General features: G+C 53.1%; 21 protein-coding genes and 1 pseudogene. 16 read left to right on the plus strand and 6 right to left on the minus strand.

The window, feature by feature from the left end:
* The 4 genes and pseudogenes from NR201_RS16725 to NR201_RS16740 all read left to right on the plus strand — a co-directional run.
* Positions 1-1815: pseudogene (locus NR201_RS16725) on the plus strand (hypothetical protein); the annotation flags it as partial.
* 394 nt (positions 1816-2209) lie between these two features.
* The gene (locus NR201_RS16730; RefSeq protein ID WP_071778629.1) at positions 2210-3424 is read left to right on the plus strand and encodes a TolC family protein; all 1215 of its coding nucleotides are present in this window, start codon (positions 2210-2212) and stop codon (positions 3422-3424) included.
* A gap of 142 nt (positions 3425-3566) precedes the next feature.
* Positions 3567-5789 (plus strand): type I secretion system permease/ATPase, encoded by a 2223-nt coding sequence (locus NR201_RS16735; protein ID WP_256850032.1) that lies wholly within the window; start codon positions 3567-3569, stop codon positions 5787-5789.
* A complete protein-coding gene (locus NR201_RS16740; protein ID WP_010257175.1) occupies positions 5786-7030 on the plus strand; it encodes an HlyD family type I secretion periplasmic adaptor subunit in 1245 nt (414 codons plus the stop codon). The genes NR201_RS16735 and NR201_RS16740 overlap by 4 nt, the downstream gene beginning before the upstream one ends.
* Positions 7031-7092: 62 nt before the next feature.
* Here the strand turns inward: NR201_RS16740 and NR201_RS16745 are convergent, their stop codons facing one another.
* Both NR201_RS16745 and NR201_RS16750 read right to left on the minus strand, forming a co-directional pair.
* Entirely contained in the window at positions 7093-7410 is a 318-nt protein-coding gene (locus NR201_RS16745) for a NirD/YgiW/YdeI family stress tolerance protein (protein WP_010257173.1), read from the minus strand.
* 40 nt (positions 7411-7450) lie between these two features.
* The gene (locus tag NR201_RS16750) at positions 7451-10348 is read right to left on the minus strand and encodes an autotransporter outer membrane beta-barrel domain-containing protein (protein WP_158132484.1); all 2898 of its coding nucleotides are present in this window, start codon (positions 10346-10348) and stop codon (positions 7451-7453) included.
* A gap of 658 nt (positions 10349-11006) precedes the next feature.
* Between NR201_RS16750 and NR201_RS16755 the strand changes: the two genes are divergently transcribed.
* Positions 11007-11219: a DUF333 domain-containing protein gene (locus NR201_RS16755; protein ID WP_223566314.1), complete on the plus strand. Its 213-nt coding sequence runs from the start codon at positions 11007-11009 to the stop codon at positions 11217-11219.
* A gap of 537 nt (positions 11220-11756) precedes the next feature.
* Here NR201_RS16755 and NR201_RS16760 read toward each other — a convergent pair.
* From NR201_RS16760 to NR201_RS16770, 3 genes are all read right to left on the minus strand, one after another.
* Positions 11757-11960 (minus strand): Hha/YmoA family nucleoid-associated regulatory protein, encoded by a 204-nt coding sequence (locus NR201_RS16760; RefSeq protein WP_010257166.1) that lies wholly within the window; start codon positions 11958-11960, stop codon positions 11757-11759.
* Between the two features lie 234 nt (positions 11961-12194).
* Complete coding sequence (locus tag NR201_RS16765; protein ID WP_033744181.1) at positions 12195-12638, minus strand: PACE efflux transporter; 444 nt, start codon at positions 12636-12638, stop codon at positions 12195-12197.
* A 602-nt stretch (positions 12639-13240) separates the two neighbouring features.
* Positions 13241-14251, minus strand: coding sequence for a LacI family DNA-binding transcriptional regulator (locus tag NR201_RS16770; RefSeq protein WP_256849987.1), 1011 nt, complete (start codon positions 14249-14251; stop codon positions 13241-13243).
* A 108-nt stretch (positions 14252-14359) separates the two neighbouring features.
* Between NR201_RS16770 and NR201_RS16775 the strand changes: the two genes are divergently transcribed.
* The 4 genes from NR201_RS16775 to NR201_RS16790 all read left to right on the plus strand — a co-directional run bounded on the left by NR201_RS16775 (position 14360) and on the right by NR201_RS16790 (position 17373).
* The gene (locus NR201_RS16775) at positions 14360-15373 is read left to right on the plus strand and encodes a Gfo/Idh/MocA family oxidoreductase (protein ID WP_029519484.1); all 1014 of its coding nucleotides are present in this window, start codon (positions 14360-14362) and stop codon (positions 15371-15373) included.
* A 144-nt stretch (positions 15374-15517) separates the two neighbouring features.
* Positions 15518-16054: a tetratricopeptide repeat protein gene (locus NR201_RS16780; protein WP_010257155.1), complete on the plus strand. Its 537-nt coding sequence runs from the start codon at positions 15518-15520 to the stop codon at positions 16052-16054.
* Between the two features lie 87 nt (positions 16055-16141).
* The gene (locus NR201_RS16785; protein WP_242461297.1) at positions 16142-16591 is read left to right on the plus strand and encodes a sigma-70 family RNA polymerase sigma factor; all 450 of its coding nucleotides are present in this window, start codon (positions 16142-16144) and stop codon (positions 16589-16591) included.
* Positions 16588-17373, plus strand: coding sequence for an anti-sigma factor (locus NR201_RS16790; protein ID WP_045139867.1), 786 nt, complete (start codon positions 16588-16590; stop codon positions 17371-17373). Before NR201_RS16785 ends, NR201_RS16790 begins: the two co-directional genes overlap by 4 nt.
* Positions 17374-17395: 22 nt before the next feature.
* Here NR201_RS16790 and NR201_RS16795 read toward each other — a convergent pair whose 3' ends face one another.
* A complete protein-coding gene (locus NR201_RS16795; RefSeq protein ID WP_172608116.1) occupies positions 17396-17974 on the minus strand; it encodes a YceI family protein in 579 nt (192 codons plus the stop codon).
* A 696-nt stretch (positions 17975-18670) separates the two neighbouring features.
* On the opposite strand from NR201_RS16795, the gene arnB reads away from it, so the two are divergent.
* Genes arnB through arnF form a run of 7 tightly spaced genes read left to right on the plus strand, consistent with a single transcriptional unit; the run spans position 18671 to position 26019 of the window.
* Entirely contained in the window at positions 18671-19807 is a 1137-nt protein-coding gene (gene arnB, locus NR201_RS16800; protein ID WP_256849988.1) for a UDP-4-amino-4-deoxy-L-arabinose aminotransferase, read from the plus strand.
* A 1-nt stretch (position 19808) separates the two neighbouring features.
* The gene (arnC, locus tag NR201_RS16805; protein ID WP_010257142.1) at positions 19809-20792 is read left to right on the plus strand and encodes an undecaprenyl-phosphate 4-deoxy-4-formamido-L-arabinose transferase; all 984 of its coding nucleotides are present in this window, start codon (positions 19809-19811) and stop codon (positions 20790-20792) included.
* Positions 20789-22768, plus strand: coding sequence for a bifunctional UDP-4-amino-4-deoxy-L-arabinose formyltransferase/UDP-glucuronic acid oxidase ArnA (gene arnA / locus NR201_RS16810; RefSeq protein WP_022624289.1), 1980 nt, complete (start codon positions 20789-20791; stop codon positions 22766-22768). Before arnC ends, arnA begins: the two co-directional genes overlap by 4 nt.
* Positions 22768-23670 (plus strand): 4-deoxy-4-formamido-L-arabinose-phosphoundecaprenol deformylase, encoded by a 903-nt coding sequence (gene arnD / locus NR201_RS16815; protein ID WP_256849989.1) that lies wholly within the window; start codon positions 22768-22770, stop codon positions 23668-23670. The genes arnA and arnD overlap by 1 nt, the downstream gene beginning before the upstream one ends.
* Positions 23670-25337, plus strand: coding sequence for a lipid IV(A) 4-amino-4-deoxy-L-arabinosyltransferase (gene arnT, locus NR201_RS16820; RefSeq protein ID WP_256849990.1), 1668 nt, complete (start codon positions 23670-23672; stop codon positions 25335-25337). The genes arnD and arnT overlap by 1 nt, the downstream gene beginning before the upstream one ends.
* A complete protein-coding gene (arnE, locus tag NR201_RS16825) occupies positions 25337-25657 on the plus strand; it encodes a 4-amino-4-deoxy-L-arabinose-phosphoundecaprenol flippase subunit ArnE (RefSeq protein ID WP_022624286.1) in 321 nt (106 codons plus the stop codon). Before arnT ends, arnE begins: the two co-directional genes overlap by 1 nt.
* On the plus strand, positions 25654-26019 hold the full coding sequence (gene arnF, locus NR201_RS16830; protein WP_010257128.1) for a 4-amino-4-deoxy-L-arabinose-phosphoundecaprenol flippase subunit ArnF: 366 nt from the start codon (positions 25654-25656) through the stop codon (positions 26017-26019). The genes arnE and arnF overlap by 4 nt, the downstream gene beginning before the upstream one ends.
* Positions 26020-26104: the final 85 nt, after the last annotated feature.

A 26104-nucleotide genomic window follows, 5' to 3' on the forward strand; every position in this document is an offset into this window, starting at 1 on the left:
GTGACGTGGCAGTCGGACAACGTGGACGGTTCGGGAACCGGCATTGAAGGTATCGTGATTGACGTGGATGCGGCGTTTTACTCCGAGTACACGGTGAACACCACCACCACGGGAGCGCAGACGGTCTCGTCGGTAGCCAGCCTGCCGGACGGCGGCGCCATCGTGGTGTGGCAGTCGGCGAGCGGAGACGGCTCCGGCAGCTGCGTCAAGGGTCAGCTGCTGGATGCGAAAGGCCAGCCGGTCGGGGCGGAGTTCACGGTGAACACCACCACAGCGGGCGACCAGATCACGCCGCAGGTTACCGTGCTGTCAGATGGCACTTTCCAGGTGGTGTGGAGCACGGATTCCGGTGCGCATATCAAGGGTCAGGGCTATACCTACAGCTACGACGGTGCGGGTAACGTGAACGGCGTCGTGACTAATGGCGCAGAGTACAATGTGGACTCCAGCACCGCCGCCAGCAAAATGCGCGTTCCGGTGATCACTTCGCTGGAAGACGGCGGTTATCTGGTGGTTTGGGAAGCGAGCCTGAACGGCAACTGGACGGTTTATGGCCGTCAGTATGACGCAAACGGCACGCCGGTCACGGCGGAGACCGTGCTGGCAACCACGACCCTGAACGCAAATGCCATCATTCCTGAATGGGAGCCGTTGCCATCTGTTACAACGCTGGAAAATGGCCAGGTTGCGATTACTTATGCGATTAAAGCCACCGGATATGATGTTGGTGTGTCAGTTTATGATCCGTCAACGCATGCTGTAACAGGCAGCTTCGTAGCGAACCAGACCCTGACTAACAATCAGGCGTCATCCGCAGTCAGTGCGCTGCAAAACGGTAACTACGTGGTGACCTGGGACTCTAACGATACCAGCGGACCGGATCAGAATGGTTACAGCGTCTGGGGCCGCATCTACGCGGCAGACGGTACGGCGCTGACCAGCGAGTTCCTGATCAACACCACGACGGCTGGCGATCAGCACATGGCGAGGGTGGTCAGTCAGGCTGACGGCAGCTTTATTGCCGTTTTCCTGTCAACAACCGACATCGCGCCGGGTGCAGGTACCAGCGGTATCTACGCACAGTACTTTGATGCTGCGGGTAATAAAGTGGGTCAGCAGATCCAGATCAACCAGCTGACCTATGGTGAGCAGGTTGAAGTCGATGCGACCTTCCTGGCGGGCGGTCAGCTCTACGTGACCTGGACCGATCAGGGCGTGGGCGACGGCGATGGCTCAGCAATAAAAGGCCGCTTAGTTGATCTGAACGAGACACTGGGACTGACGTCTGAAACGGGATCGACGCATATTGAGTATCAACCTGCTCAGTACGATCTTAATGGCACTTCAGGTAATGATGTACTGGATGCACGCGGCGCGAATTCCGTCGATGCAAAAGAGGGCGATGATACTATCGTCATTAACAGTACTCATTTTAGCAGTGTGAAAGGAGGAGAAGATCACGATACGCTGGTCTGGGATTCTAATAACGATTTAGAACTCGGAACGGTATCAGGCAAAATTAGTGGAATTGAAGCTATCCATCTGGGTAATAACACGGCGCAAACATTATTTATCAGCGCCAGCGATGTGCTCGAAATTACTAAAGATAATGGTAGTGAAGCGAACACATTACATATTACGGGAGATGTGGGAAGTTCAAACAATAGTAATGCAACTGATACCGTTAATATTGGAAAATCAGAATGGACGGCTTCAGCCGCACAAACTGAAAATGGCGTTAATTATGACGTCTATACCAATAATGATGACACCACTGTCAAGCTGTTAATCCAGCATGGCTTAAACGTTATCTGATAGAACTGGCGATGACTTCGGTCATCGCCAGCTTTTTTTCACATCAAACTCACCTGATGGGCCTGTTTAAGGCAGGCCCATCAGGTGAGCCCCAGATCTGATTGCACAGATGAAAAAAATAAATAAAGACATGTGAGCAGCATGTAAAACCTAAATATTTCTTTTTAGCAGAATTAACGTTGCCATATGACATGTCGGGCGGTTAAAACAGTTCCGGTCGCAGGATTGAATTAGCGACAGAGGAAATTAGCCATCCCACTTTATTTGTTATTTTGAGTTAACTATGAAAAAAAACTTGTTTACTACAAAATCCAGATGTTCGCTGCATGGTTTAATTGCGGGATTGCTATTTTTTAATCCCCTGTTAAATGCCCATGCAACGGACTTTATTGAAATGATTCGTATGACAGCCGACCATCCATCGGTAAAGTCTGCTTTATCAAACAGCACCGGTGCTATGTATGATATCGATCAGGCAAAAGCCGCTGATGGTTTTCAGGTCAGTACGGGTATCAGCGCATCAGGATATTCAGGTCAACCCGGTTATGAGAATAACCCGGTCTCCCCGCATATCACTGTAAGTAAATTACTTTACGATCACGGACGTACTGATGCGAGCGTTGCCGGAAAGCAGGCAGCTTATTCCATGCAGCAGGCTCAGGTAAATGTCACGCGCGAAAATCTCAACGAGCAGGTGCTTTCTCTTTTTACCTCTGCAGCCACTAATGCCACAGTTGTCGCTGTGCTGGATAAAGAAATTAACGCACTGCAGGATCTGCTTAATCGGGTAAAGAATATTGCCAGTATTGATAGCGGCAGAGCTTCTGAGATCAATCAGGTTGCGACTCGCCTCAATTCGGTGATTGCCAGTCGTGAAATGAGCTACACCACCTATATACAGGCGCAGCAGCAACTCAGCTCGCTGCTGAACCACGAGATTGTTATCACCAGAGGCCTGCCCGATCTGAAAAAAGCGGGTCTGTTGCCCGCGTCACTGGCACAGGCACAACAGGTACTGAAAGAAAATCCCAACTGGGCGGTCTCACGCGAGCGTAAAGAGGAGGCGAGAGCCGCAGTGGATCTGGCCTCTAAGTGGAACAGGCCGAAATGGAGTGTGCAACTGAGTATGGACAGTCCAAAGCGCAACGGTGAAATGGAACCGTTTAAAGCGGTGACGTTACAGGTGAGCAGCGATATCAATCTTTGGGATGGTGGGGCTGGCAGGGCAAATGCCAAAGCTGAAACTCAGCGACTCATTGCCGCAGAGGCGGATCAGGATGCAACACTCCGGACATTGAAACAGCAGCTGGATCAGCTGTGGGTCTCCTTACCGCTTCGTGAACGCCAGCTCAATGCATTACAGAGACAGTCAGAAACCGCGTTGAAAACCTGGAAAGCGGGGGAAGTACAGTTCTTCGCGGGGCAGCGTCCGTTAACGGATTTAATCTCGTTTGCTACCGACTATTACACCAGTCTCGCAAGTTATCAGGAGCAGCAGATGCAGTACCTGGCTGCGCAATGGAACATCGTTGCGGCACTGGGTAAAACCAGCCAACTGGTGCAGAAGGTTAACGCTTTACCAGCGAATACCATCGAAGCGGTGCACTAATCACGCTGACGTAAAAAACGAGTATTTCTGGCCGCTGTCATGCTTTGCCGCCAGACCAGAATGAATTAGTTGTCCAGGGGACGCCATTGTGACTGATATACAATTTGAGCCTGCTGGCTCTGAACTGAATGCTGAAAACAGAGTGTTATCCAGATCGCCATCAGATACGCAGGAGACTTTGCTGGTTGCACTGCAAAGCGCACTGCGCCTGTTTGACGTCCGGCTTACGCTAAATGCTTTACGTGTGGGTATGCCTGCATTTCCACCAGACGCTGATATCAGCGCCCAGAATGACTGGGCATTGCGCACGCTGCAGAGCCGCGGCATGAGTGCTGCCTGGCAGAAGATTGACCTGACGGATGTGAAAAGCTTTGTTCTCCCCGCCATCATGCGTCTGGAAACGGGCTATTGCGTGCTGACACAGTGTAGCGAAAAGAAGTGCGCCATTATCGATCCCGCACTGGGCAGCCAGCCTGTTGAGGTCGATTTCGCTCGCCTGGCTCAGCACTATAGCGGCGAGTTGTTGCTGCTGCGACCTAAGTCTTATCTTGATCATCGTGCCGATGACATTGTCCATGTCGGTAAAGGGCACTGGTTCTGGAATACTTTGTGGGGATTCAAACGTTATATCTTTGAAGCCGCCGCATTGTCAGTCGTTATTAACCTGCTCGTTCTGGCGATGTCCGTATTCACCATGACGGTTTATAACCGGGTACTGCCTAACCAGACCTACGTAACACTCTGGACGATGGCTATCGGCGTGAGTCTGGCGTTGTTGTTTGAACTGGCTGCACGGCTGGGCCGGGCCTGGATTACCGATCGCGCCGGTAAAAAGATCGATCTGGTGTTGGGCGCACAACTTTTTCGTCACGTGCTGAACGGCAAAATGTCGGGTCGAGCCCAATCCAGCGGTGCATTTGGCAATGTCATGCAAAGCTTTGACAGCGTCCGCGAGCTTACTACGTCAGCCGCTTTAACGACGGTTGCTGACTTACCCTTTGTTTTACTCTTCCTGGTTGTAATCCATCTGGTTGCCGGGCCACTGGTCTGGTGTGTGATCCTGATATTAGTGGTCATCGTGGCGATGGTGCTGCTGATGCAGATCCCTTTGAAACGCCACGCTGAAGAGTCAATGAAAATAGGCAGTAACCGTTACGGTCTGGTTATTGAATCACTGGATAATCTTGAAACCATTAAAGTTCTGCGTGCTGAAAACCTGGTCGCCTCTAAACACGATGTTGCCAGCGTAAAACTCTCTGCAGTGAATATGAAATCGCGGTTCCTTGCCACTATGGGCTCAAGCGTTATTCAGACGACCCAGCAGTTTGGTACCGTTATTCTGCTGGTCTGGGGTGCTTATCTGGTCGGTGATGGTGATATCTCAATGGGAGGCATCATTGCCACTATGACCCTGATGGGGCGCGCCATAATGCCAATAGCAACGCTTGCCGCGCTGGGATTGCGTATTCAGCAGGCAAAAACCTCGCTGGCCATCCTCAATAAAGTGATGCAGGCCCCTGCTGAACGCGATAATGAGAAGGTTTATGTGCAGCTTCCCCAGGGCAGCCAGACCGGGATTGTCTGTCAGGGCGTTTCATTACGTTATAAAGACGATTTACCGGCCATCGTTGAGCAGCTAGATGTCCGGTTCTGTCAGGGCGAGCGGGTTGCCATACTGGGCAAAATGGGCAGCGGTAAATCTTCGCTGCTGCGCATGCTGGTTGGGCTATATCCACCCACAACAGGCACGATCACCATTGCTGGCGTAGATATAGGCCAGGTCGAGCCGGTGGAATTACGGACTCGTATCGCGCTGGTCAATCAGGAACCACGTTTTATGTATGGTTCGCTGCGTGACAACCTGGTGATGGGAGCACCCTACGCCAGCGACGAAGAACTGATGGCCGCTGCAAAAATGACCGGGGTGAGTGATATTGTCGCGGCCCATCCCATGGGCTTTGGTATGCCTGTCAGTGAGCGTGGTGAAAACTTTTCCGGTGGACAAAAGCAGGCGATAGCCCTGGCTCGCGCCATTCTGTCGAATCCGGATGTTCTGCTCCTGGACGAACCTACATCGGGGATGGATATGGGGTCGGAACGCACTATCCTGCAGGCGCTCATCCCGGCAATGGAAGGCCGAACCGTGATTATCGTGACCCACCGTCCGGCAGTGCTGAAATATGTTGATCGGGTGATTGTGATGGATGAAGGCATCAAAGTAGCTGATGGGCCGCGTGAAGAGATTATCGGTTTATTAAACAGCGGGAAGATCCCGGCCGCATCGGTGCTGCGTAACGCAGCGAAACATGCTGGCGTTGAGATAAGCACAGAGCGTCAGCCACAATCTGGCGAGGTAACAGTATGAGCAGCCTGTCCCCTGATAAAAACGTTGATCAAAAGCGCCTGACCGAACATACAGCCAGTGACATGGTGAGGGCCGCCCGTCAGGATCGCTGGGAAGGCTGGCTATTTATCGCCTGGGGCAGCGTGGCGTTAATGGTGCTGGTAATCGTCTGGGCCGCCAATTTCAACATCGAAGAGGTGACAACCGGGTCAGCCAAAATTGTGCCCAGTTCCCGCGAACAGGTTTTGCAAAGCCTTGAGGGCGGTATTTTGCAGGAGTTAATGGTGCATGAAGGCGATACGGTTGAAAAAGGTCAGGTTGTGGCCAAAATCGATCCCACGCGCGCCGAAGCCTCCTTCCGCGAAAGCGCTAACCGCCTGCTGGCACTGAAAGCCCAGGCCGCGCGTCTTGAAGCAGAAGCGACCGGCAGCGAGCTTGTGTTCCCGCCAGAGGTCATGAAAGTACCTGAACTGGTTACCCGTGAAACCGATGCCTGGAAACTACGCAAAAGGGCGGTAAATGAGTCAATTGAAGGCTATCTGAAGTCAAAAACATTGCTGCAGAAAGAGCTTGAAATGGCGCGACAGCTCTCAGCCAGATCGCTGCTGTCAAAAACTGAGGTTCTGAAACTTGAGCGTCAGATGAATGATGCCGAATTGCAAATTACCGAGCGAAAAAACCGCTACCGTAACGAGGCTAACGATGAACTGTCCAAAGTCGATGTTGAGATGACAAGCCTGCAGGAAACTGCCCATGGCCGCCATGATACGCTTGAGCGTACTGAAGTCCGCACGCCAGTACGAGGCATTGTTAACAGTATTAAAATCAATACGCTTGGCGGTGTGATCCAGCCTGGTGCCGCAATAATGGAGGTGACACCATTGGATGACCAGCTGCTGGTGGAAACCCGTATCCGGCCCTCTGATGTGGCTTTTCTGGCGCCCGGTCAGGAAGCTGTGGTAAAAATTTCTGCCTATGACTATTCGATTTATGGCGGCCTGACCGGACATGTTCAAAGTATCAGTTCGGGCGCGCTAAAAGATGAGGAGAGTAAAGCTGCCCGCAGGCCAGGCGTCGATGATACTTATTACCGGGTGATGGTATTAACGGAAAATAATACGCTGACGAAAAGCGGCAGTCAGGAACTACGGGTGATTCCCGGTATGACGGCCACCGTTGATATTCGTACGGGCGAGAAGAGCCTGCTGCAATATCTGTTGCGTCCTCTGTTGCGCGTACAGGAAGCGTTTCGCGAAAAGTAAAACCTGCCCTGAATGTAAAAAAGCCAGCGCTATAGCTGGCTTTTTTACACAGAAGTCCGGAATTATTTCAGAATGAAGAGCCGATCAACATCGATTTCGCTATGGCCGTCATCGCGATCTACCTCACCCGTTATCCGTACCTTTTTACCAATAAGGAAGCCGTTGTCGTCTTCGTCATCCTCGTCGACATCAATACGGATACGACCCGTTGAGTCCTGTAACCAGTAGTGGTCATCGTCAGCCCGTCCACTAATCGTACCGGTAAGGGTAACATGACGTTCGTCTCGCATGTTTTTTGCTTCTGCGATGGTGGACTCCTGCCGTGCGAAAGCGGATCCTGAGCAGATCAAGGCCAGCAGCATCCATAATGTTTTTTTCATTAACACCTCCTGTTATACGAGCGCTTGCTGCACGTTGATTCTAAAAACTAAAACGGTAGCCAGCATTAACCTGACGTTGGTTAAAACGTTTTCCGTCTACCATATCGGCCTCCAGGAAGAGCGTATGGCTGCTGATTTGGGCACTCAGGCCGACGCCGTTATTCCAGCCATTTCCTTTAAAGGAAAGACGTTCATTTGATCCGTTAAGAGCATAAGCAGCATCCCCGGCATACTCGCGCATTACACCCGTTTTTACATAGGTGTTGAGTTTGTAATTGCTCTGATTGATTTCATACCCTGCCAGCACGCTTGCCCGGCTCATCAGTGATTTGTAGCTTGAAAGTGTGATATTGAGACCATTAGACGCACCTACGGAAGCACCATCCTGATGACCTGCTGTCAGCTGTAGTTGTGGTTCAAGATAAAAACCTGCCAGCCGATCAGAGAAGCTGAACTTTTTGCCCGCCTCAAGCGATCCGCTCAGACCTGAAGAGACACCGTTACCGGATACCTGGTTATTCTGTGTATCGTGAACATTGAACTGATTCCTTAGCCGGTTGACTTTCACAACGCCATCAACATAGAAACCGGCATCATTTACCCAGGTGGTGTAGAAGCCATAATGCTCAGAACGGATGTTGCCGTTACCATTTTGGTAATGAGGCGATCCTTCAGTTACCCCCATGAACAGGCCCAGATAGATCGGAATTTCATCGGACAAACGTTTATCGACCCCAAACTGATAACCGGTGTAGTTCAGGCTGAAACGGCTCAGCTTGCCATTATCAAAGCCGCTGAACCGTCCATCTATAGCGCGCAGCCAGACATTTCCGGCTGTCTTCCCCTGACGAACATCACCCATACGCTGCATCAGCGTCTGCATTTCGGCATAGTTCATCAGATAGCCAGTGTTGAGGAAGTTAGCCCCTGCGTTGGCCGTGCTGGTAATGGGGGAAGTTGCGTTGTCTTGCCCGGCAGGCGCCGTGCCACCGTTATCGGCTGGAGTCGCGGCAGGCTCATTAGCAGGAGTCGCGGCAGGTTCATTAGCAGGAGTCGCGGCAGGCTCATCCGCAGGGATAACGGCCGGATCATCTGCTTCAGGGGTTTCTGGTGCTTTAGGTGAGGAGAGTACCCAGTTGTTGCCTTGCTTATTGACCGAGTAAACATAGCCACCAAGTTCCACGTCGGCGTTGCCTTTAAAGGTGGCGATGCCATCAGTCGTTTCAACCACAGTCAGTACTTCGTTGCCAGTGGTGACGGCACTGCCGCGGTTCTGTATGGTCAGACCGTAATCACCGGAACTACTCTCTGTCACCACAACTTTATCGCCAATGTTATTCACGCCAGCACCATCGCCTGCCAGATTGGTGCGCAAGGCGAAGTCGCCGCTGCCGCTGAGGTTGGCGATAGTCAATGTTGAATAGGTTGCGTCATCCGAGGCTGCAGAGAGGTCAACCAGCGAGTTACTCAATGTCAGATTATCGACATTGGATGTTCGCGATACATTCCAGGTGCTGTCGGTCAGATTAACGTTCAGATGGCCATTATTGACGTTATCGCTGCTGGCGCTGCCAGACCAAAGTGAACCCGATGTCAGATTGAGGTCGATGAGTCCGGCCCGGGATAAAACGCTACCAACGATCTGCGCTTTTCCGTCGGTGGTGATGACACCTGCTGTATAACCTTCATCATATTGCGTAGCCATGGCTATCCCATCCGGGGAGCTCATATCAATGGTCAAATCACCCGTAAGATTCGCTTTACCACCAGCCATGGCGTAGACACCTGTAGCATTCTCCGGGCCGGTAATGGTCACTGCATCACCGTTAACTGTGCCACCGCTTGTGGACCAAATACCCAGGGTCATGGTATCCACATTTTTCATCATAATATCGGTGTTCTGCAGATTAATGGTTGCGCCGGTTGACTGTGCGGATACGCCATAAAAACCTGCTGAATAGACCGTATTGCGTTCTTCTTCACTACCAATGAAGTTAACGATGGCATTGTCGCCCATAGCCACAATGCCGCCAGTCTGATCAGAGGAGATCACGCTACCAGCACCAATGTTTGAGAGGCTGTTGTCACGGCCTGACAGACCTGCAGAGGTCTCACCCGCAGTACTGATTGTCAGATGATCGGCCTTCAGCTCACCCCAGCTCCAGATGCCAGCAGAAAGATCCCCAGTGGTAATAATGGTCGAGTTGCTGCCCAGATCAACCGAACCATTATCCTGGATATTAATACCCTGCGAATTATTGCCAAGGGTGTTGATCGTCAATGCATTTGCTTTCAACGTGGCCACGCCATTAATCGACTCACCGGTCAGGTTATCAACCTGAACGGCATTACTGTTAAGGCCATTCGTCTGTAAATTACTGTCGTCGCCCAGACTGGCGTGACTTCCGTAACCACTGACGCGCAGAGCCGTTCCGCCAGTGCCCTGGGTGCTTATTTGCAGGTTATTTGCCTGCAGCGAGGAACTATTGCTGACAACGACGCCCTCGGCGAAAGAATCACCTGATGCTACCGTGGTGACCGAGGAACCGGATCCTAAACTGGCGGTTACATTTTTTCCGCCGAACTCAATGCCGACCGCTGTTTTACCGGAAACGTTGAGGGTTAACTTATCTGCAGTAAATTCACTGTTTGCCGCTTCAATAAAAATCCCTTTTGCATAACGTTCAGCATCTGTCACGCGAACTGTGCTGCCGCTGCCGATGGTAACCGTTGCGGCGGTAGCGCCATTAACCAGGATGCCATAATAACCGTCGCCAGATGACTGGTCGGCAATCAGCGTGGTGCCATCAGTTAAGATGATCTCATTGCCTGTCTGGCTTCCGATGACTGCAGCATAGCTAATCAGAGGCACAACCCCCATCCCACTTGCCAGCATTAATGCTTTTGCGATTTTATTTCGCGGGAATTTATTATTCATCTCAGTCACTCTTCCTTAAGATTTTATTGATAGTGTGATCGTTAAATGGCACCTGAATCATGAGTTGTTATTCAGGTGTTAAGCAGCAGCGATATTTAAGCGATACCAATAAGTTGTAGGTTTTATTGATCCCATTAATGGCAGTGCGCATACAAATGTTGCGGGATTATGCAGCGGGAAAAGGATTTATGTAAAGGCATCGCAAGTGTGCCTGTTTTAAGTAAACGTTAAAGGCGATGCCCTATTCGCGAGGAATTTCCATTAAAAATTAAGATAATGCATCGATTGTAATAATGGGGTTTTTGTTAATTATCTTCACATGCATTCTAATTTTGGCTTTATTCATTTTTTAATCACTGCATTAAAGGTCTATCTGCTTATGTGTCGCGTGAGGTTGTTAAGCGCGGGTTTAGTGGCAGCACGCTATAATTATGTATCGCTACCGGCAGTGGTGAGTGCAGAGTGGACGGTAGAATGGAAACATGATGATTGTCACCCCTGAGGTTAACATGTGGCAGGAGAAAGGAGGATTCCTGATAAAGTCGTTGTTGTGCTATCAGACTTAATCACACCACTGGAGGGTAAATGCTTAATTCACAAAAATAAGGTTAAGAGAGGTTTTATGACCGTCACAAACAGGTTAGCAGGAGTTTCACTGATGTTACTGGCTTCACTACTTATCGCCTGCACACCGCACAGCAAGGAACCGCAGCGTTTAACAATGCGTAATCCAGCCAGTGAATATTGCGTTAATCGCGGTGGTCAGCAGGTCCAGGAAAAATCTTCGGCAGGTATAACAACCTATTGCCTGCTACCCTCTGGAGAAAGGATTGAGCAGTGGGCTCTGTATCATCGTGACCATCTGAAATGAATTCCCGTTTTGTTCGCCTGCATGCTCCCTGTTCGGGCGAACAACATTTAAATTTAATGGTATTGCATCATCTGAATGTGCTTAATACACCCTTGCTTAACGACTGAGCAGCCTTTTTTATCACCCTGACACGATTTGCCGTTCCGGGATCGGTGCTGGTGGAGCATGAGCTAAATTGGCAGCATATCGCCTGAACAGATAATCATTATCGTAGTCGTGTGAGTCCGGAAGGCATTATTTGTACGAGCTTTTCTGAATACAACAGATGAAGCCAGTTTTGGCGTCATATTTAAAACGGTTTACAGTGGTCTGGCAGGTTTGTCTTACTATTTCTTACAGCGCTTTATGTCGTGCGTTTGTTGAGAATGACAGAGCATCACAGCACTAAAGGTGATGCTCTGATTTATCTGTTCACCGATTCTGCCCGACGGAGATCAAAATGCATCGCGCCAGGATTATCAGGAATTGATGATCTGCAGGGTGATCAGCCCTCAGCAGATAATGGGTTATGAGTGATCCTGCCCTCCTTTTTTCACCTCAGCACACCAGTCTCCATACTTCTGAAGGAACTTCACTGTAGGTTTCATTCATTATTAGTTCGGCTTTACGATGATCGTAAGCGCCTTCAAATGAAGAGAGGTCGTCACCAGGCAGTTTTTTCCGCATATAGCTTGTTACGATATCCAGAATATCGGTTGACGGGCAGTTCCTTAACTTATTCAGATAGTAGACTTTGTCCATAATATTCTTGCTGATTTAACCTGTGAAATGAGCTTATACGCAGTCTGAACTTAATTTAAGCAGACGCGCCGTTATATCAATGCTGCCAGGCGAGAGTAAGCGGCTCCTGACACCAGATATACTTGTTTCCTTACGCATCGGATACATTCGGGCGCGATCACTCGCACGCGAAGTTCCATTAGCCGGCTAAGCGAAAGGTTAATTTCTGAAAGTAAATTTTAATGGCATGATACATTAATTTAATATCTTCATTGATTTTGCTGATCTTCCCCAATCCCATAACAAATTGAACAGAAAAGCATAGGTCAGAAAAAATAGCACCAGTCCGGATTCAAGTCTCAATGCTGAGAATAGCGTAATATCCAGCCACCATGCTGCAAAGGGGATTAACACTAATAACAGACCCGCCTCAAACAGAACGGCATGGAGGCATCTCACTCGCAAGTTCTTTTTAAATCCTGTTTTTAGCTGAACACTGTCAAACATCAGGTTGAAAAGGTAGTTCCATCCCATAGCCAGAGTTGATGAAACCAATGTAAGCAACAACGACTGCGATGGTGCTGCGGAGGTAAAAATAATCAGGATAAAGAAAACCAGCACATTAGCGACAACTTCGAATACCACCGCGTGCAGCACTCTCTCAGTTCTGGTACGCACCGGATATAAACACTTTTCCAAATCATACGCTCATTAATTAGTCAGGCACCGAACTGGCGCAGGAAAAATTCAGGGTGGCCGTAATATCAGTGAAACGGTTCTTCATACTGCCCTGTTTTAAACCGACGAGAACTTAGCATCAACCTGGCAGAAAGTGAAACCCAATAGGAATATGACGATAAAAACCCATTAAGTTTTGATATTGATCAACTCTGCAAAGTACGCTTTTAATGGCTAACCGTTCAGGACTGCGAGTGTTATTCCTGCTCTGTTTCCGCACCTCTGTCGCACATTAATTCACCCGTTTCACTTCGCTGTTTGTTCAGTCGGATACGATATTAACGTCATTACTCTGCATCTGAATATTAAAACCATAAAAAATGCATATATAGATTTATATTTTAATATTTAGATAATAGTTAGATTTTTTATCTGACATAAAGGGGCGGTTTCAGCTTGTCACTGCGATCAGATTATCTGTGGCAGGCTGTTTTTTATGCACTTTTGAGCCAGTGAGCCACTTTCCCGGGCACTGTCTCGCGCGGGAAATAGTGCTGAATGCAATGATCGACGGCAGGTAAAGCATATTTCTTTACCGGTGGATATGACACAACGGGCAATCTTTACAGACAGTTTTCTGCCGTATAAATGATGAAATCCACTTTTCCGTTAATGTAGATATCGGGTCTCTCTCCCTGCTCCAGATAATTCAGCATCAGCTGCAGCGCGAGCTGGGCATGCTGCCCGGTGTTTTGATCCAGTGTCAGCGCAACGCTCTGCTGCGCCATCAGCGTGCGGGTGGTGGCGTAAAGCTCATGAGTGATCCAGATGCACTGATTCAGCCGACGATGTCGTGCCAGCGCCTGCCCGATCTCGGTATTCCCCAGCCCGGTGTTATAAATGCCCTGGAGATGACCGCTCTGAAACAGCTGCTTCTCCAGCAACTTACTGAGGGTGTCGCGATTTTCCTGGGCGGCCAGAACTTCACGTAACTGAAGATGGGGAAACCGACTGGTTATCAGGTCACGGAACCCTTCAATACGCTGACGATGTGCGCTGTAATCCCGGTGCCCACTGACCATCAACACCTCACCGGGTTGATGCAGCATTTTGCCCATCAGCTGAGCGGCTGTACGTCCTGCCTGCAGCTGATTGATCCCCACATGACAGAGCCGGGCGGCACCGGGTAAATCGGTGACCAGCGAGATCACCGGTACGCCACGCGCCTGGCAATGGTCCAGCGCCTCATAGATCGCCGGATGTTCATGGGCAAAAACGATCAGACCATCCCGCGTTTCACCGCCCTGCCTGATAAGCTTTGCCAGTCGTTCTGGCTGAGCCTCGGGGACAAAAGTGCGGCGCAGCGTTAACCGGCGATAGCCCAGATGCGAGGCGACCTCGGTAAAATCCTGTGCCAGCTGCTTAAAGAAAAACGAATCGTTGCTGCTCAGCAGCAGTTCTATCTGCCACGGATGACGATGCTCCTCCGGCAGGATCCGCTTCAGCCCGACTTCACGTGCTGCCTGCAGCACCCTGTGAACCGTCTCCGGCGCGACGCCGCCACGTTCATTGAGCACCCGATCCACGGTTGCCAGTCCCACACCTGCCCGTCGGGCGACCTCTTTCAGCGACATGCCGCTCTCCTGTGAGGTAAACACCTCAAAACACCGTGCCGCCAGTGTAAAACGCAGCGTTATCCTGCAGATGCATCTTTCTGCCGGACTATGATGGAGTTCAAAAAAATGAATAAAAAGCAACGTGTTGCCCTGCTGGGGTGTGGCTTTATTGGTGAAGTTCATGCCGCTAATCTTCAGGCGCACCCCGGAGTTGAGTTGGTATGGGTCGCGGATGCAGAACCCACTCGCGCCGCTGCCTTTGCGACCCGCTTTGGTGCCCGGGCCGCGTCTGTCACTGAGGCGATAAATGATGAGCAGATTGATATGGTGCTGATCGCCAGCGCGACGCCGACCCATGCTGACTTACTGGAAGCAGCAGCCCGCGCCGGTAAAGCTATTTACTGTGAAAAACCGGTCGATCTCTCTCTTGAGCGGGCCCGCTCTGCCGTGGCTAACGTTCTTCCTTACAACGTGCCGGTTACAGTAGGGTTTAATCGCCGTTTTGATGTCAGCCATCAGCAGCTGAAGCAACAACTCCGCCAGGGGCGGATCGGCCCGGCGGAACTGATTCAGATGGTCTGCCGCTCCTCAGCCATGCCGCCGCTGGCCTATCTTCAGGCGTCCGGGGGACAGATGCGCGATCAGGCTATCCACTTTTTTGACCTGCTGCGCTGGCTGACTGAAGAGGAGGTGACAGAGGTGGCAGCGATGGGTGCAGCGCTGGCTCTGCCCTCGATCAGCGAATTTGACGACGTGGACACCAGCACGCTGCTATTGCGGCTGCAGGGCGGAGCGCTGGCACAGCTCGATAATGTCCGCCGCACCGGCTATGGCTACGATGAACGCATCAGTGTGATGGGACCGCACGGAATGCTGGAATCAGCCTCTCATCCACAGCGCGGCGTCAGCTGCTATCAGGGTGCGCAGATTCAGCAGCCAGGCTTGTTGCCCGACTGGTTCAGCCGGGTGCAGCCAACTTACTATGCTCATCTGGATGCGTTTATCCGATCGCTGAACGGTGAGCAGGTTGACGATCTTCCTGGCCTTGAGGATGGACTGAAAGCCCAGGCGATTGCGGAAGCTGCGGTGATCTCCCTGGCGGAACGGCGTTTCTGTGCGGTGGAAAAACTACCGTTCTGATTCAGCGTGGCACCCTGGCAAAGAAATAATTTTATTTTTATCGAATAGAAACCGGCGCTGAGCTGTTTACCGTACAGCGCCGCGCTAGCGGACTGCATCCGGCGGGCTTTATCGCCTGTCTCATAGACCCGATAAGGATAAATTATGACAACGCGTTCTGGTTTTTCTCTGCTTGCCGTTCCGGCACTGCTGCTGATGCTGCACTCTCCGCTGAGTATGGCGATGGGCGACAATGACAGTGATAAAAAGACGCCTGACTGCCCCAAAGGTCAGGTCTATGACAGTCACACTAAAAGTTGTGTGCCTGAGAAGACCAGCAAGCTGAGTGACGACGATAAAACCCGCTATGCCTGGCATCTGGCGAAAAAGGGCGAATATCAGGCGGCGCTGAACCTGCTGGATACGCTGAAAAATCAGGATACCCGTGAAGCCTGGAACTATCGTGGTTACGCCACCCGTAAACTGGGCCGCACGGACGAGGGCATTGGCTATTATCAGCGCGCCATTGCACTTGATCCCCGTTACGCTAAAGTGCGTGAATATCTGGGCGAAGCCTGGATGATCAAAGGGCGTCCGGATCTGGCGCGTGAACAGTTAAAAACCATTGCCGGGATTTGTGGCACAGACTGCGAGGAGTACCGCGATCTGCAGGCCGCAATCAATGGTCACCCCGAGGTCTGATGCGGCAGGGAGGAGCGAAAAATCACTCACAGTGACATCCGTCAGCACCTTGCGGAACATCTGACGCGGCTCTGGCGTTACGGCTATGTGCTGTCACACAACCGTGACATGGCAGAAGAGCTGGTGCAGTCAACCTGCGTACGCGCGCTGGAACGCAGCGCGCAGTTCACGCCGGGCACACGCATTGATCGATGGCTTTTTTCGATCCTTCATTCCATCTGGGCCAGTGATTTACGGGCGCGAAAGGTCCGGCAGGGACAGGGATTCGTGGATCCCGATGCGCTGCTGGCCGCAGATAACCACGCCACCAGCGACGACAACCGCCATTTCCAGCGCATTATGTTACAGGTTAACGCCTTACCCGAGGCGCAGCGTAATGCGCTGTTTCTGGTGTATGTCGAAGGTCTGACCTATCAGGAGGCGGCAGAGACGCTCTCCGTTCCGATTGGCACTATTATGAGCCGTCTGGCCGCCGCACGTGCCACGCTGGCCAGACAGCCGGCGACCTCGCCCGCACCGCAGGAGAAACGGAGATGAACAGGGAAACTTTTACGCCACCGTGGCGCGATGAGGCAATCGTTGCCTGGCTGGATGGTGAGATGACGCCACAGGAAGCCGTGCAGTTTGAGCAGGCGATGGCAGGGGATCCCGAACTGGCGGCACGGGTTGAGCATTTACAGCAAAGTAATCTCGATTTTGAACAGGCTTTTGCGCCGCTGCTGGAACAGGCACCGCAGGCCAGAATGGCACAGCAACTGGCAGCCATCACGGCACCAGAGTCAATGCCAGCCAAAGGCTACAGCCGTCGGGCACTGATTGCTGCGTCTGTCAGCTTTTTGCTGGTGGGCAGTGGCATCGGTTTCCTGGCAAGACCGGAAGATGATGAGAAAGATGAAAGCCAGAATATCCGCGATCTGGAGGCGCGTTATATGTCGCTCTACAGTGCTGAAACGCTGGCCGATACGCCTGATGACGCCGCCATGCTGCAAAGGGGGCTGGACCGTACCCGACTCGATTTAGGATTGCAGCTGCATCCTCAGCAACTCAGCCTGCCAGGGGCTGAACTGAAAATGGTGCGGATCCTGCGCTACGAACGGACGTCGATTGCACAAATCGCCTGGCTGCATGCTGATTATGGCCCGATGGCGCTCTGTATCTCGCCTGAGCCGGACAGCGCGAATCCCATCGCCCATGAAAAGCGCCATGGCATGCAGCTGGCCTGGTGGAAGCGTGACGGCTATCAATATGTGCTGATTGGCCGCAACCCACCGGCTCAACTGGCTGCCACAGCGGAAACATTGCAGACAGCACTCAGTTAATCGGACCCTTCAGCGGTTACCGCTACAGCGGCTTTCTGCCCTGCGCGGCAATGGCCAGCGCAATGTTGACGCGATCATCAACCACCCCGACCAGCCGATCCATTCCGAAGGCTGAGCGGGAGATGGCGGTGGAGGCATGTAGCGCCAGCGAACCTGAAGCCGGATCAATTGTCTTTCCGCTGTCCAGCGAGGCCAGCATCACGACTGGCCGGCTGACATTTTTAACCGTCAGCACACCAAAAATACGGTAATTGCCGCCACCCAGTGAGGCCACGCGACTGCTGACAAAGTGAATGTTTGGGTAACGCTCTGCATCAAAAAACAGATTACTTTTCAGTTGCCAGGTTAACAGGCTGTTCGAGGCCACCAGCGTCCCTACCGGAATAGTCACTTCAATACGATCGTCACGGTCTTCATCAGGATTGAGTGTCACCGTACCGGTCACACCCTGCAGTCTGGCCTGCGAAAATTGGTGACCAAAGGCGCGCCATGAAAGGCCTATCGACGTTTTATCGGGGGTAATGGCATAGGTTACCGGCGCGGCGTAAAGCACCGGGCTGAGCAGGGCTAACAGAGTGCATAAACAGGCGGCACGCATCATCACTATTTTCTCTTTTTTAGGCAGACCCAACGTTAACGCCTGAAACCGCGATCCTATTCACTTTTTTTAGCACTGTTTTTACCTTACAGGCACAGATAATCTGACAGATATTAACTGACTGTCACCTGAGAATCACCAAAGTGTAATGATTATTGCCAGGGCAGAACATTAATAACGAAAAATATTAAGAATACATTAAGACGGCTTTATTAATCTGTGATTCTCCTGATATGAGCGGAGCGCTATTTTTTCGATGTGATACTGTGAGTAGCAGGCTGAATTTAGCCCAGCAATATCAGCGTGTTAATTTTTCTCTCCAGAAGTGACTTCATCAGGATGAGCTGAACCCTGCTCTGGTGACTAACAGAGCCTGCTGATTTTAAACAAAATATCAATAAATCAAAAAGAGTTGAGGCCAGAGCTATTATTAGCCATTTAATAGTGAACTTTTTCTGAAATCCTTAAATTGCTCTCCCTTGATTTTATTTAAATTCACACTCTTCATTTAATGTTCAGTTAACTTTCATACGGTAGTTTGTATTAGCAGTCCGGTAACCTTAATTCCAGAACGGGAAAGCGTGGTGTCGATAACACCCTGGCCGACTGTGAGTCATTCGCTATTTCAATTATTTTCTGGCGTTGTGCCTGATTAACAACGCGCGACAGCTTATGGGTTTGATCTGCAGGAGTTTTAGCATGGATTTTTTGCCATTTTCCCGGCCTTCATTCGGTGATGAAGAGCTGGCTGCTGTTAAAGCGGTATTTGACTCTGGCTGGATAACGACCGGGGCAAAATGCGCCGAACTGGAGCAGGCCTTTGTTCAGATGACCGGCAACCAGCACGCCATTGCAGTAAGCTCTGCCACTGCCGGAATGCATGTCACGCTGATGGCGATGGGGATCGGGCCTGGCGATGAGGTGATCACGCCGTCCATGACCTGGGTCTCTACCCTGAACCTGATCACGCTTCTGGGTGCCACGCCGGTGATGATTGATGTGGATCCCGACAACCTGATGGTCACGCCGGACCGGATAGCGCAGGCGATTACGCCCCGCACCCGCGCGATTATTCCGGTGCATTACGCTGGTGCACCTGCCGATCTCGCGCCAATCTATCAACTGGCTGAGCAGCGTGGGATTGCCATTATTGAAGATGCGGCTCACGCGGTGGGCACCACATATCACCAAAAACCGATCGGGCATCGTGGTACGGCGATTTTCTCTTTCCACGCCATCAAGAATATCACCTGCGCGGAAGGGGGCCTGGTGGTGACCGATGACGCCACTCTCGCCGATCGTATACGCAGCCTGAAGTTTCATGGCCTGGCAGTAGATGCGTTTGATCGTCAGACCCAGGGGCGTCTGCCGCAGGCGGAAGTCATGATGCCGGGCTTTAAATACAATCTGCCCGATATCAGCGCGGCGATTGCGCTGGTGCAGTTACAGAAACTGCCGGGCTTTATTGCCCGCCGCCGTGAGATTGCTGAACGCTATCTTGAAGCGCTGCGCACGCTGCCGTTCACGCCGCTGTCACTGCCCGCCTGGCCACATCAGCATGCGTGGCACCTGTTTATTATTCGCATTGATGAACAGCGCTGCGGTCTGTCGCGCGATGCCTTTATGCAGGCACTGAAGACGCGGGATATCGGCAGCGGATTGCATTTCCGTGCGGCGCATACCCATAAATATTATCGCGAGCACTATCCCGATTTACGTCTTCCCGCCAGTGAACTTAACAGCCAGCAGATGTGTTCGATTCCACTGTTTCCGTCAATGACGGATCAGGATGTCGAACGTGTGATTCAGGCTTTACATGACATTGCCGGAGCCTGAGATGCGCGATATTAAACCGATCAATATGCTCTCCGTGGTCATCCCGGTCTATAACGAGCAGGAGAGTCTGCCGGAGCTGCTTCAGCGCACCTGCGCCGCCTGTGACTCAATTAAGATTGAGTATGAAATTCTGCTGGTGGATGACGGCAGCAGCGATCGTTCTGCCGAACTGATTGAACAGGCCGCCACCGTTCCCGGCAGCCGGATAACCGGCGTGCTGCTCAACCGCAACTACGGTCAGCATTCCGCCATCATGGCCGGATTCAGCCAGGTCCGTGGCGATCTGATTATTACGCTGGATGCCGATCTGCAGAACCCGCCGGAAGAGATCCCGCGGCTGGTAGACGCCGCACGTCAGGGTTATGACGTGGTGGGTACCGTCCGTCAGCAGCGCCAGGACAGCTGGTTCCGTCGGAAGGCCTCGCGCACGCTCAACCGGCTGATTCAGCGGGTCACCGGCAAGGCGATGGGCGATTACGGCTGCATGCTGCGCGCCTACCGTCGCCACATCGTCGAGGCGATGCTCAACTGTCACGAACGCAGCACTTTTATTCCGATCCTGGCCAACACCTTTGCCCGACACACCATTGAGCTGCCGGTGATCCATGCCGAGCGCGCTTTTGGCGATTCGAAATACAGCTTTATGCGGCTGATTAACCTGATGTACGACCTGGTGACCTGTCTGACCACCACGCCGCTGCGATTGCTCAGCGTGGTCGGCAGCCTGATAGCGCTCTCCGGCTTCGCCTTCTCTTTGGTGTTGATCGTGTTGCGACTCTTTTTTGGTGCGGCCTGGGCGGGTGACGGCGTCTTCGTGTTGTTCGCCGTGCTGTTCATGTTTATCGGCGCCCAGTTTGTGGGTATGGGACTGCTCGGGGAGTACATCGGGCGCATTTACAACGACGTTCGGGCGCGTCCGCGCTATTTCGTTCAACGCATTGTTCACGCTCCAGAAGAGCCTTCAGTACAGGATATTCAATCATGAAGACCGTTGTTTTCGCCTATCACGACATGGGCTGTGTCGGCATCAATGCGCTGCTGAGTGCAGGCTATGAAATCACCGCCATTTTTACTCACAACGATGTGGCGACCGAAAACCACTTTTTCGGCTCAGTAGCCCGTCTGGCGGCAGAGCATGGCATTCCGGTCTATGCACCTGACGAGGCGAATCACCCGATCTGGCTTGACCGCATCCGCACCATGGCACCAGAGATGATCTTCTCCTTCTACTATCGCCATCTGCTGAGCGATGAGATCCTGCAATGCGCTCAAAAGGGTGCTTTTAACCTGCACGGCTCGCTGCTGCCAAAATATCGCGGCCGGGCACCGCTGAACTGGGCGCTGGTCAACGGCGAAACTGAAACGGGCGTTACGCTACATCGCATGGTAAAGCGCGCGGATGCCGGTAATATTCTGGCGCAGCAGAAGGTCGCTATTGAGGATCAGGACAACGCGCTGACACTGCATCGTAAACTGACCCAGGCTGCAGAGCAGTTGCTCGGCGACGTTTTACCTCGTCTGCGCGAGGGTGAGGTGAGTGAATGGCCACAGGATGAAAGTCAGGCGACACGGGTTGACCGCCGCACGGCCGAGGATGGCCGCATTGACTGGAATCAGCCTGCTCAGACGATTCACAATCTGGTCAGAGCGGTTACCGATCCCTGGCCTGGCGCATTCGCCTTTGCCGGTTCGGTTAAATTTATCGTCTGGAAGAGCCGGGTTCATCCGCAGCAGCATCAGGCAAAGCCAGGGACGGTACTCTCTAAGCAGCCCTTCCTGATCGCCTGTGGCGAAGGCGCGCTGGAAATCCAGACCGGCCAGTCCGAGCATGGCGTTTACATGAATGGCAGCCAGCTGGCGCAGAGTCTGGGCATCGTCCCTGGCGCACTGCTCTATTCAAAACCGCAGTCAGCGCTGCAACGTCGTACCCGCGTGCTGATCCTTGGCGTTAACGGCTTTATCGGTAATCATCTCACTGAGCGTTTGTTACAGGATGAGCATTTCGAGGTCTATGGCCTGGATATCAGTTCAGACGCGATCAGCCGCTTCCTGGATCATCCGCGCTTCCATTTCGTCGAAGGGGATATCGCTATCCATTCCGAATGGATTGAGTATCACATCAAAAAATGCGACGTCATCCTTCCGCTGGTAGCCATCGCCACGCCAATTGAGTACACCCGCAATCCACTGCGCGTGTTTGAGCTCGATTTCGAAGAGAACCTGAAAATCATTCGCGACTGTGTGAAGTATCAGAAGCGCATCATTTTCCCATCCACTTCAGAAGTCTACGGCATGTGTACCGATGCCAGCTTCGATGAGGATTGCTCTAATCTGGTCGTCGGGCCGATCAACAAACAGCGCTGGATCTACTCGGTATCCAAACAGCTGCTGGACCGCGTTATCTGGGCCTACGGCGAAAAAGAGGGGCTGCGTTTTACCCTGTTCCGTCCGTTCAACTGGATGGGACCGCGTCTGGATAACCTTAATGCAGCGCGCATCGGCAGTTCCCGCGCGATCACTCAGCTCATCCTCAACCTGGTAGAAGGTTCGCCCATTAAGCTGATTGACGGCGGCAAACAGAAGCGCTGCTTTACCGATATTCAGGATGGCGTTGAGGCGCTATTCCGCATTATCGAAAACAAACAGCTGAATTGTGATGGTCAGATCATCAATATCGGTAATCCGGACAACGAAGCCAGTATCAAAGAGCTGGCCGAACAGCTGCTGGCCAGCTTTGAGCGTCATCCGCTGCGCAGCCAGTTTCCGCCGTTTGCCGGTTTCCGCGAAGTAGAAAGCAGCAGCTACTACGGCAAAGGCTATCAGGATGTGGAGCACCGTAAACCGGCTATCCGCAATGCGCGTCGCTTACTCGGCTGGACACCGACCGTGACGATGGATGTCACTATCGACAACACGCTCGACTTCTTCCTGCGCACCGTTGAGCCACAGGCTGATAAGTGATGAAGAAGATCGGTCTGCGGATTGACGTAGATACCTGGCGCGGCACGAAGCAGGGCGTGCCGGCGCTGCTTGAGCTGTTCCGGCGTCATGCGGTGCGGGGCAGCTTTTTCTTCAGCGTGGGACCAGACAACATGGGCCGCCATCTCTGGCGGCTGGTGAAACCGGCGTTTCTTATGAAGATGCTGCGCTCCCGTGCCGTGTCGCTCTATGGCTGGGACATCCTGCTCGCCGGAACGGCCTGGCCGGGAAAGCAGATGGGACGGAGATTGCGGCACATCATGCAGGACGCCACTCGTCAGCACGAAGTCGGTCTGCACGCCTGGGACCACTTTGCCTGGCAGACCTGGGCCGGCGTCTGGCCGCAGGATAAGCTGGTTGAGCAGATAGCACGTGGCACCGAAACGCTGAGTGAGATACTCGGTCATCCTGTCAGCTGTTCGGCCGCCGCGGGCTGGCGAGCCGATGGCCGGGTGATCGCCGCCAAACAGGACTTTGGCTTTCACTACAACAGCGACTGTCGCGGCAGCGGCCCGTTCCGGCCCATGCTGCCGGATGGACAGATCGGTACCGTACAGATTCCGGTGACGTTGCCCACATGGGATGAAGTGGTTGGCCGCGAGGTCAGCGCAGAAGGCTATAACGACTACATTCTGGCGAAAATGCTCTCTTCTGATGATGGGGCGGTCTACACCGTGCATGCCGAAGTCGAAGGGATTATCGGCTACCCGGACTTTGACCAGCTGCTGGCTGCTGCGGCCCGTCACGGCATTCAGTTCTGTCCGTTAAGCGAGCTGCTGCCCGACGATCTGAGCACCTTGCCAGTGGGCAAAGTAGTCAGAGGCGAAATCCCCGGACGGGAAGGGTGGCTGGGCTGCCAGAAACTGACTGAAGAGGCGAACTAGTGCGGATACGTAACAACACGAAGTGGCTACTTTTTTTCAGCTTTTTTATTCTCTATTACATGCTTCCGCCGATGTTCCGCGATCTCTGGCAGCCGGATGAGACCCGTTATGCGGAGATCAGCCGGGAGATGCTGGCAACCGGTAACTGGGTGACGCCACACTTCTTCGGTCTGCGCTATTTTGAAAAACCGATTGCGGGTTACTGGGTCAACTCGCTGGGTCAGTGGCTGTTTGGCCACAACAACTTTGGCGTGCGGGCGGGATCGATATTCTCCACGGCGATGACCGCCGTGCTGATCTACTGGCTCGGCAGGCGGCTGTTTAGTTCGGCACGCACGGCTGCCGTCGGCACGATTATTTTCCTCAGTTCGCTGCTGGTCTATGGCGTTGGCACCTATGCGGTGCTCGATCCGATGCTGATGCTCTGGCTGGCGGCCGCGATGTGCAGCTTCTGGCTGGCGACGGAGGCCAGCGGACGCGCCGGGCGGGCGGGCGGCTATCTGCTGCTGGGTCTCGCCTGCGGCATGGGGTTTATGACCAAAGGCTTTCTGGCGCTGGCAGTGCCGGTGCTGGCGATTCTGCCTTGGACGATCTGGCGGCAGCGACTGCGCGAACTGCTCTGCTTCGGTCCGCTGGCGCTGCTCTCAGCCGCGGCGATCAGCGCACCCTGGGCGCTGGCGATCTATCATCAGGCACCGGATTTCTGGCACTACTTCTTCTGGGTTGAGCATATCCAGCGCTTTGCCGAGGACAATGCCCAGCACAAAGCGCCTTTCTGGTATTACCTGCCGGTTCTGCTGCTGGGAACGCTGCCGTGGCTGGCGCTGTTACCGGGCGCATTGATGACCGGCTGGCGCGAGCGTCAGCAGCATCCCGGCGCGCTCTATCTGCTGAGCTGGACGGTGATGCCGCTGCTGTTTTTCAGCCTGGCGAAAGGCAAGCTGCCAACCTATATCCTGCCCTGTTTTGTGCCGCTGTCGCTGCTGATGGCGCACTATGGCCTGAACGCCGCACAGCGGGCAGGGCGCGCATTAACAGTCAATGGCTGGCTCAACCTGATTTTCGGCATCATTACTCTGGCAACGGTCGTGCTGGTGCTCGCTCCCTGGAGTGTGACGCATCATCCGCTGTTCGCCACGCACGAGATGCTGAAGCTTGCGCTGGGGGCACTGGCATTTCTCATCTGGGGGCTGGTGGGCGCATATAGCTGCCGCTCTGCACAGCGCCGCTGGCTGGCGGCCGCGCTTTGCCCGCTGGGCGTCGCCCTGTTTATTGGCACGGCAATCCCGGATAAAATCCGCGACGCCAAACAGCCGCAGCGCTTTGTCTCGACGATTAGCCAGCGTCTGGCCTCAAGTCACTTTATCCTGGCGGACAATCCCGGCGTGGCATCTGCCGCAGCCTGGCATCTGCAACGTAGCGATATCGGCTTCTATGACACCAAAGGCGAGCTGGAATATGGGCTGGGCTACCCTGATGCGCAATCCCGCTTTGTCTCTCAGGCGGACTTCGGCGGCTGGCTTGCCGATCATCGCCGTACGGGAAGCGTATCACTGCTGTTGCTGGTTGATTCAGTACACAGTGATATCGGCGAGGATGTTCCGGTGCCGGACGCCGTCTATCGCCAGGGCAGGCTGGTCTGCCTCTATTACAGTCAGATGAAGTGATGCTGCTGCTGATTGTACTGGTCAGTCTGCTCAGTTGCAGCGCGCAACTGTGCCAGAAACAGGCGACCCACGCGGCATCGCGCCGGGTCCGCTTAAGCTGGATTGGGGTGAGCGTGCTGTTGCTGGGTGTCGCGATGCTTCTCTGGCTGCTGGTGCTGCAGCGGGTGCCTGTCAGCCAGGCCTATCCGATGCTGAGCCTTAACTTCATTTTCGTTGCGCTGGCAGGACGCATCCTCTGGCGCGAGCGCCTGACGCTGCGCCAGATCGCCGGCACGCTACTGGTGGTGACGGGTGTGGCGCTGATGGCGAGCCAGCTATGAAAGGGTATGGATGGGTCGCATGCAGCGTGCTGCTGGTCTCAGCGGCACAGCTGATGATGCGCTGGGCGATGCCGCGACTGCCCGATGTCAGCAGCATAACGTCGCTGCCTGCTGTTGCCCTGTTGCCCGCCTTGCTGCTATTGGCCGGGCTGGGCGCTTATGGTGTCTCCATGCTCTGCTGGATTCGGGCGCTGCGCTATTTTCCGCTGAACCGGGTCTATCCGCTGCTCAGCCTCAGTTATGTGCTGGTGTGGCTGGTGGCTGTCTGTCTGCCAGTATTCCATGAGGCGTTCAGCTGGCACAGCCTGGCGGGCGTAGTGATTATTGTCATCGGCCTGCTGTGTATCGTGGTTAAGCCCTGATTTAAGAATATTGTTAGTGTTTTCGCATTAACTACGCCTTTTATTAGCGTTTTTGGGCAGCGAGTAACTCTCGCGGCATTAAAGT

The organism is Pantoea sp. Fr-CA_6 (genome assembly GCF_024520895.1).
GTDB classification, from domain to species: domain Bacteria; phylum Pseudomonadota; class Gammaproteobacteria; order Enterobacterales; family Enterobacteriaceae; genus Pantoea; species Pantoea agglomerans.

Coding starts and splice junctions, on each gene's coding strand:
- arnA (WP_022624289.1), top strand. CDS start 20,789: ATGAAGACCGTTGTTTTCGCCTATCACGACATGGGCTGTGTCGGCATC.
- NR201_RS16770 (WP_256849987.1), bottom strand. CDS start 14,251: ATGTCGCTGAAAGAGGTCGCCCGACGGGCAGGTGTGGGACTGGCAACC.
- arnC (WP_010257142.1), top strand. CDS start 19,809: ATGCGCGATATTAAACCGATCAATATGCTCTCCGTGGTCATCCCGGTC.
- NR201_RS16750 (WP_158132484.1), bottom strand. CDS start 10,348: ATGAATAATAAATTCCCGCGAAATAAAATCGCAAAAGCATTAATGCTG.
- arnE (WP_022624286.1), top strand. CDS start 25,337: ATGCTGCTGCTGATTGTACTGGTCAGTCTGCTCAGTTGCAGCGCGCAA.
- arnD (WP_256849989.1), top strand. CDS start 22,768: ATGAAGAAGATCGGTCTGCGGATTGACGTAGATACCTGGCGCGGCACG.
- NR201_RS16775 (WP_029519484.1), top strand. CDS start 14,360: ATGAATAAAAAGCAACGTGTTGCCCTGCTGGGGTGTGGCTTTATTGGT.
- NR201_RS16760 (WP_010257166.1), bottom strand. CDS start 11,960: ATGGACAAAGTCTACTATCTGAATAAGTTAAGGAACTGCCCGTCAACC.
- NR201_RS16780 (WP_010257155.1), top strand. CDS start 15,518: ATGACAACGCGTTCTGGTTTTTCTCTGCTTGCCGTTCCGGCACTGCTG.
- arnF (WP_010257128.1), top strand. CDS start 25,654: ATGAAAGGGTATGGATGGGTCGCATGCAGCGTGCTGCTGGTCTCAGCG.
- NR201_RS16795 (WP_172608116.1), bottom strand. CDS start 17,974: ATGATGCGTGCCGCCTGTTTATGCACTCTGTTAGCCCTGCTCAGCCCG.
- NR201_RS16745 (WP_010257173.1), bottom strand. CDS start 7,410: ATGAAAAAAACATTATGGATGCTGCTGGCCTTGATCTGCTCAGGATCC.
- NR201_RS16755 (WP_223566314.1), top strand. CDS start 11,007: ATGTTACTGGCTTCACTACTTATCGCCTGCACACCGCACAGCAAGGAA.
- NR201_RS16730 (WP_071778629.1), top strand. CDS start 2,210: ATGATTCGTATGACAGCCGACCATCCATCGGTAAAGTCTGCTTTATCA.
- NR201_RS16740 (WP_010257175.1), top strand. CDS start 5,786: ATGAGCAGCCTGTCCCCTGATAAAAACGTTGATCAAAAGCGCCTGACC.
- NR201_RS16790 (WP_045139867.1), top strand. CDS start 16,588: ATGAACAGGGAAACTTTTACGCCACCGTGGCGCGATGAGGCAATCGTT.
- arnB (WP_256849988.1), top strand. CDS start 18,671: ATGGATTTTTTGCCATTTTCCCGGCCTTCATTCGGTGATGAAGAGCTG.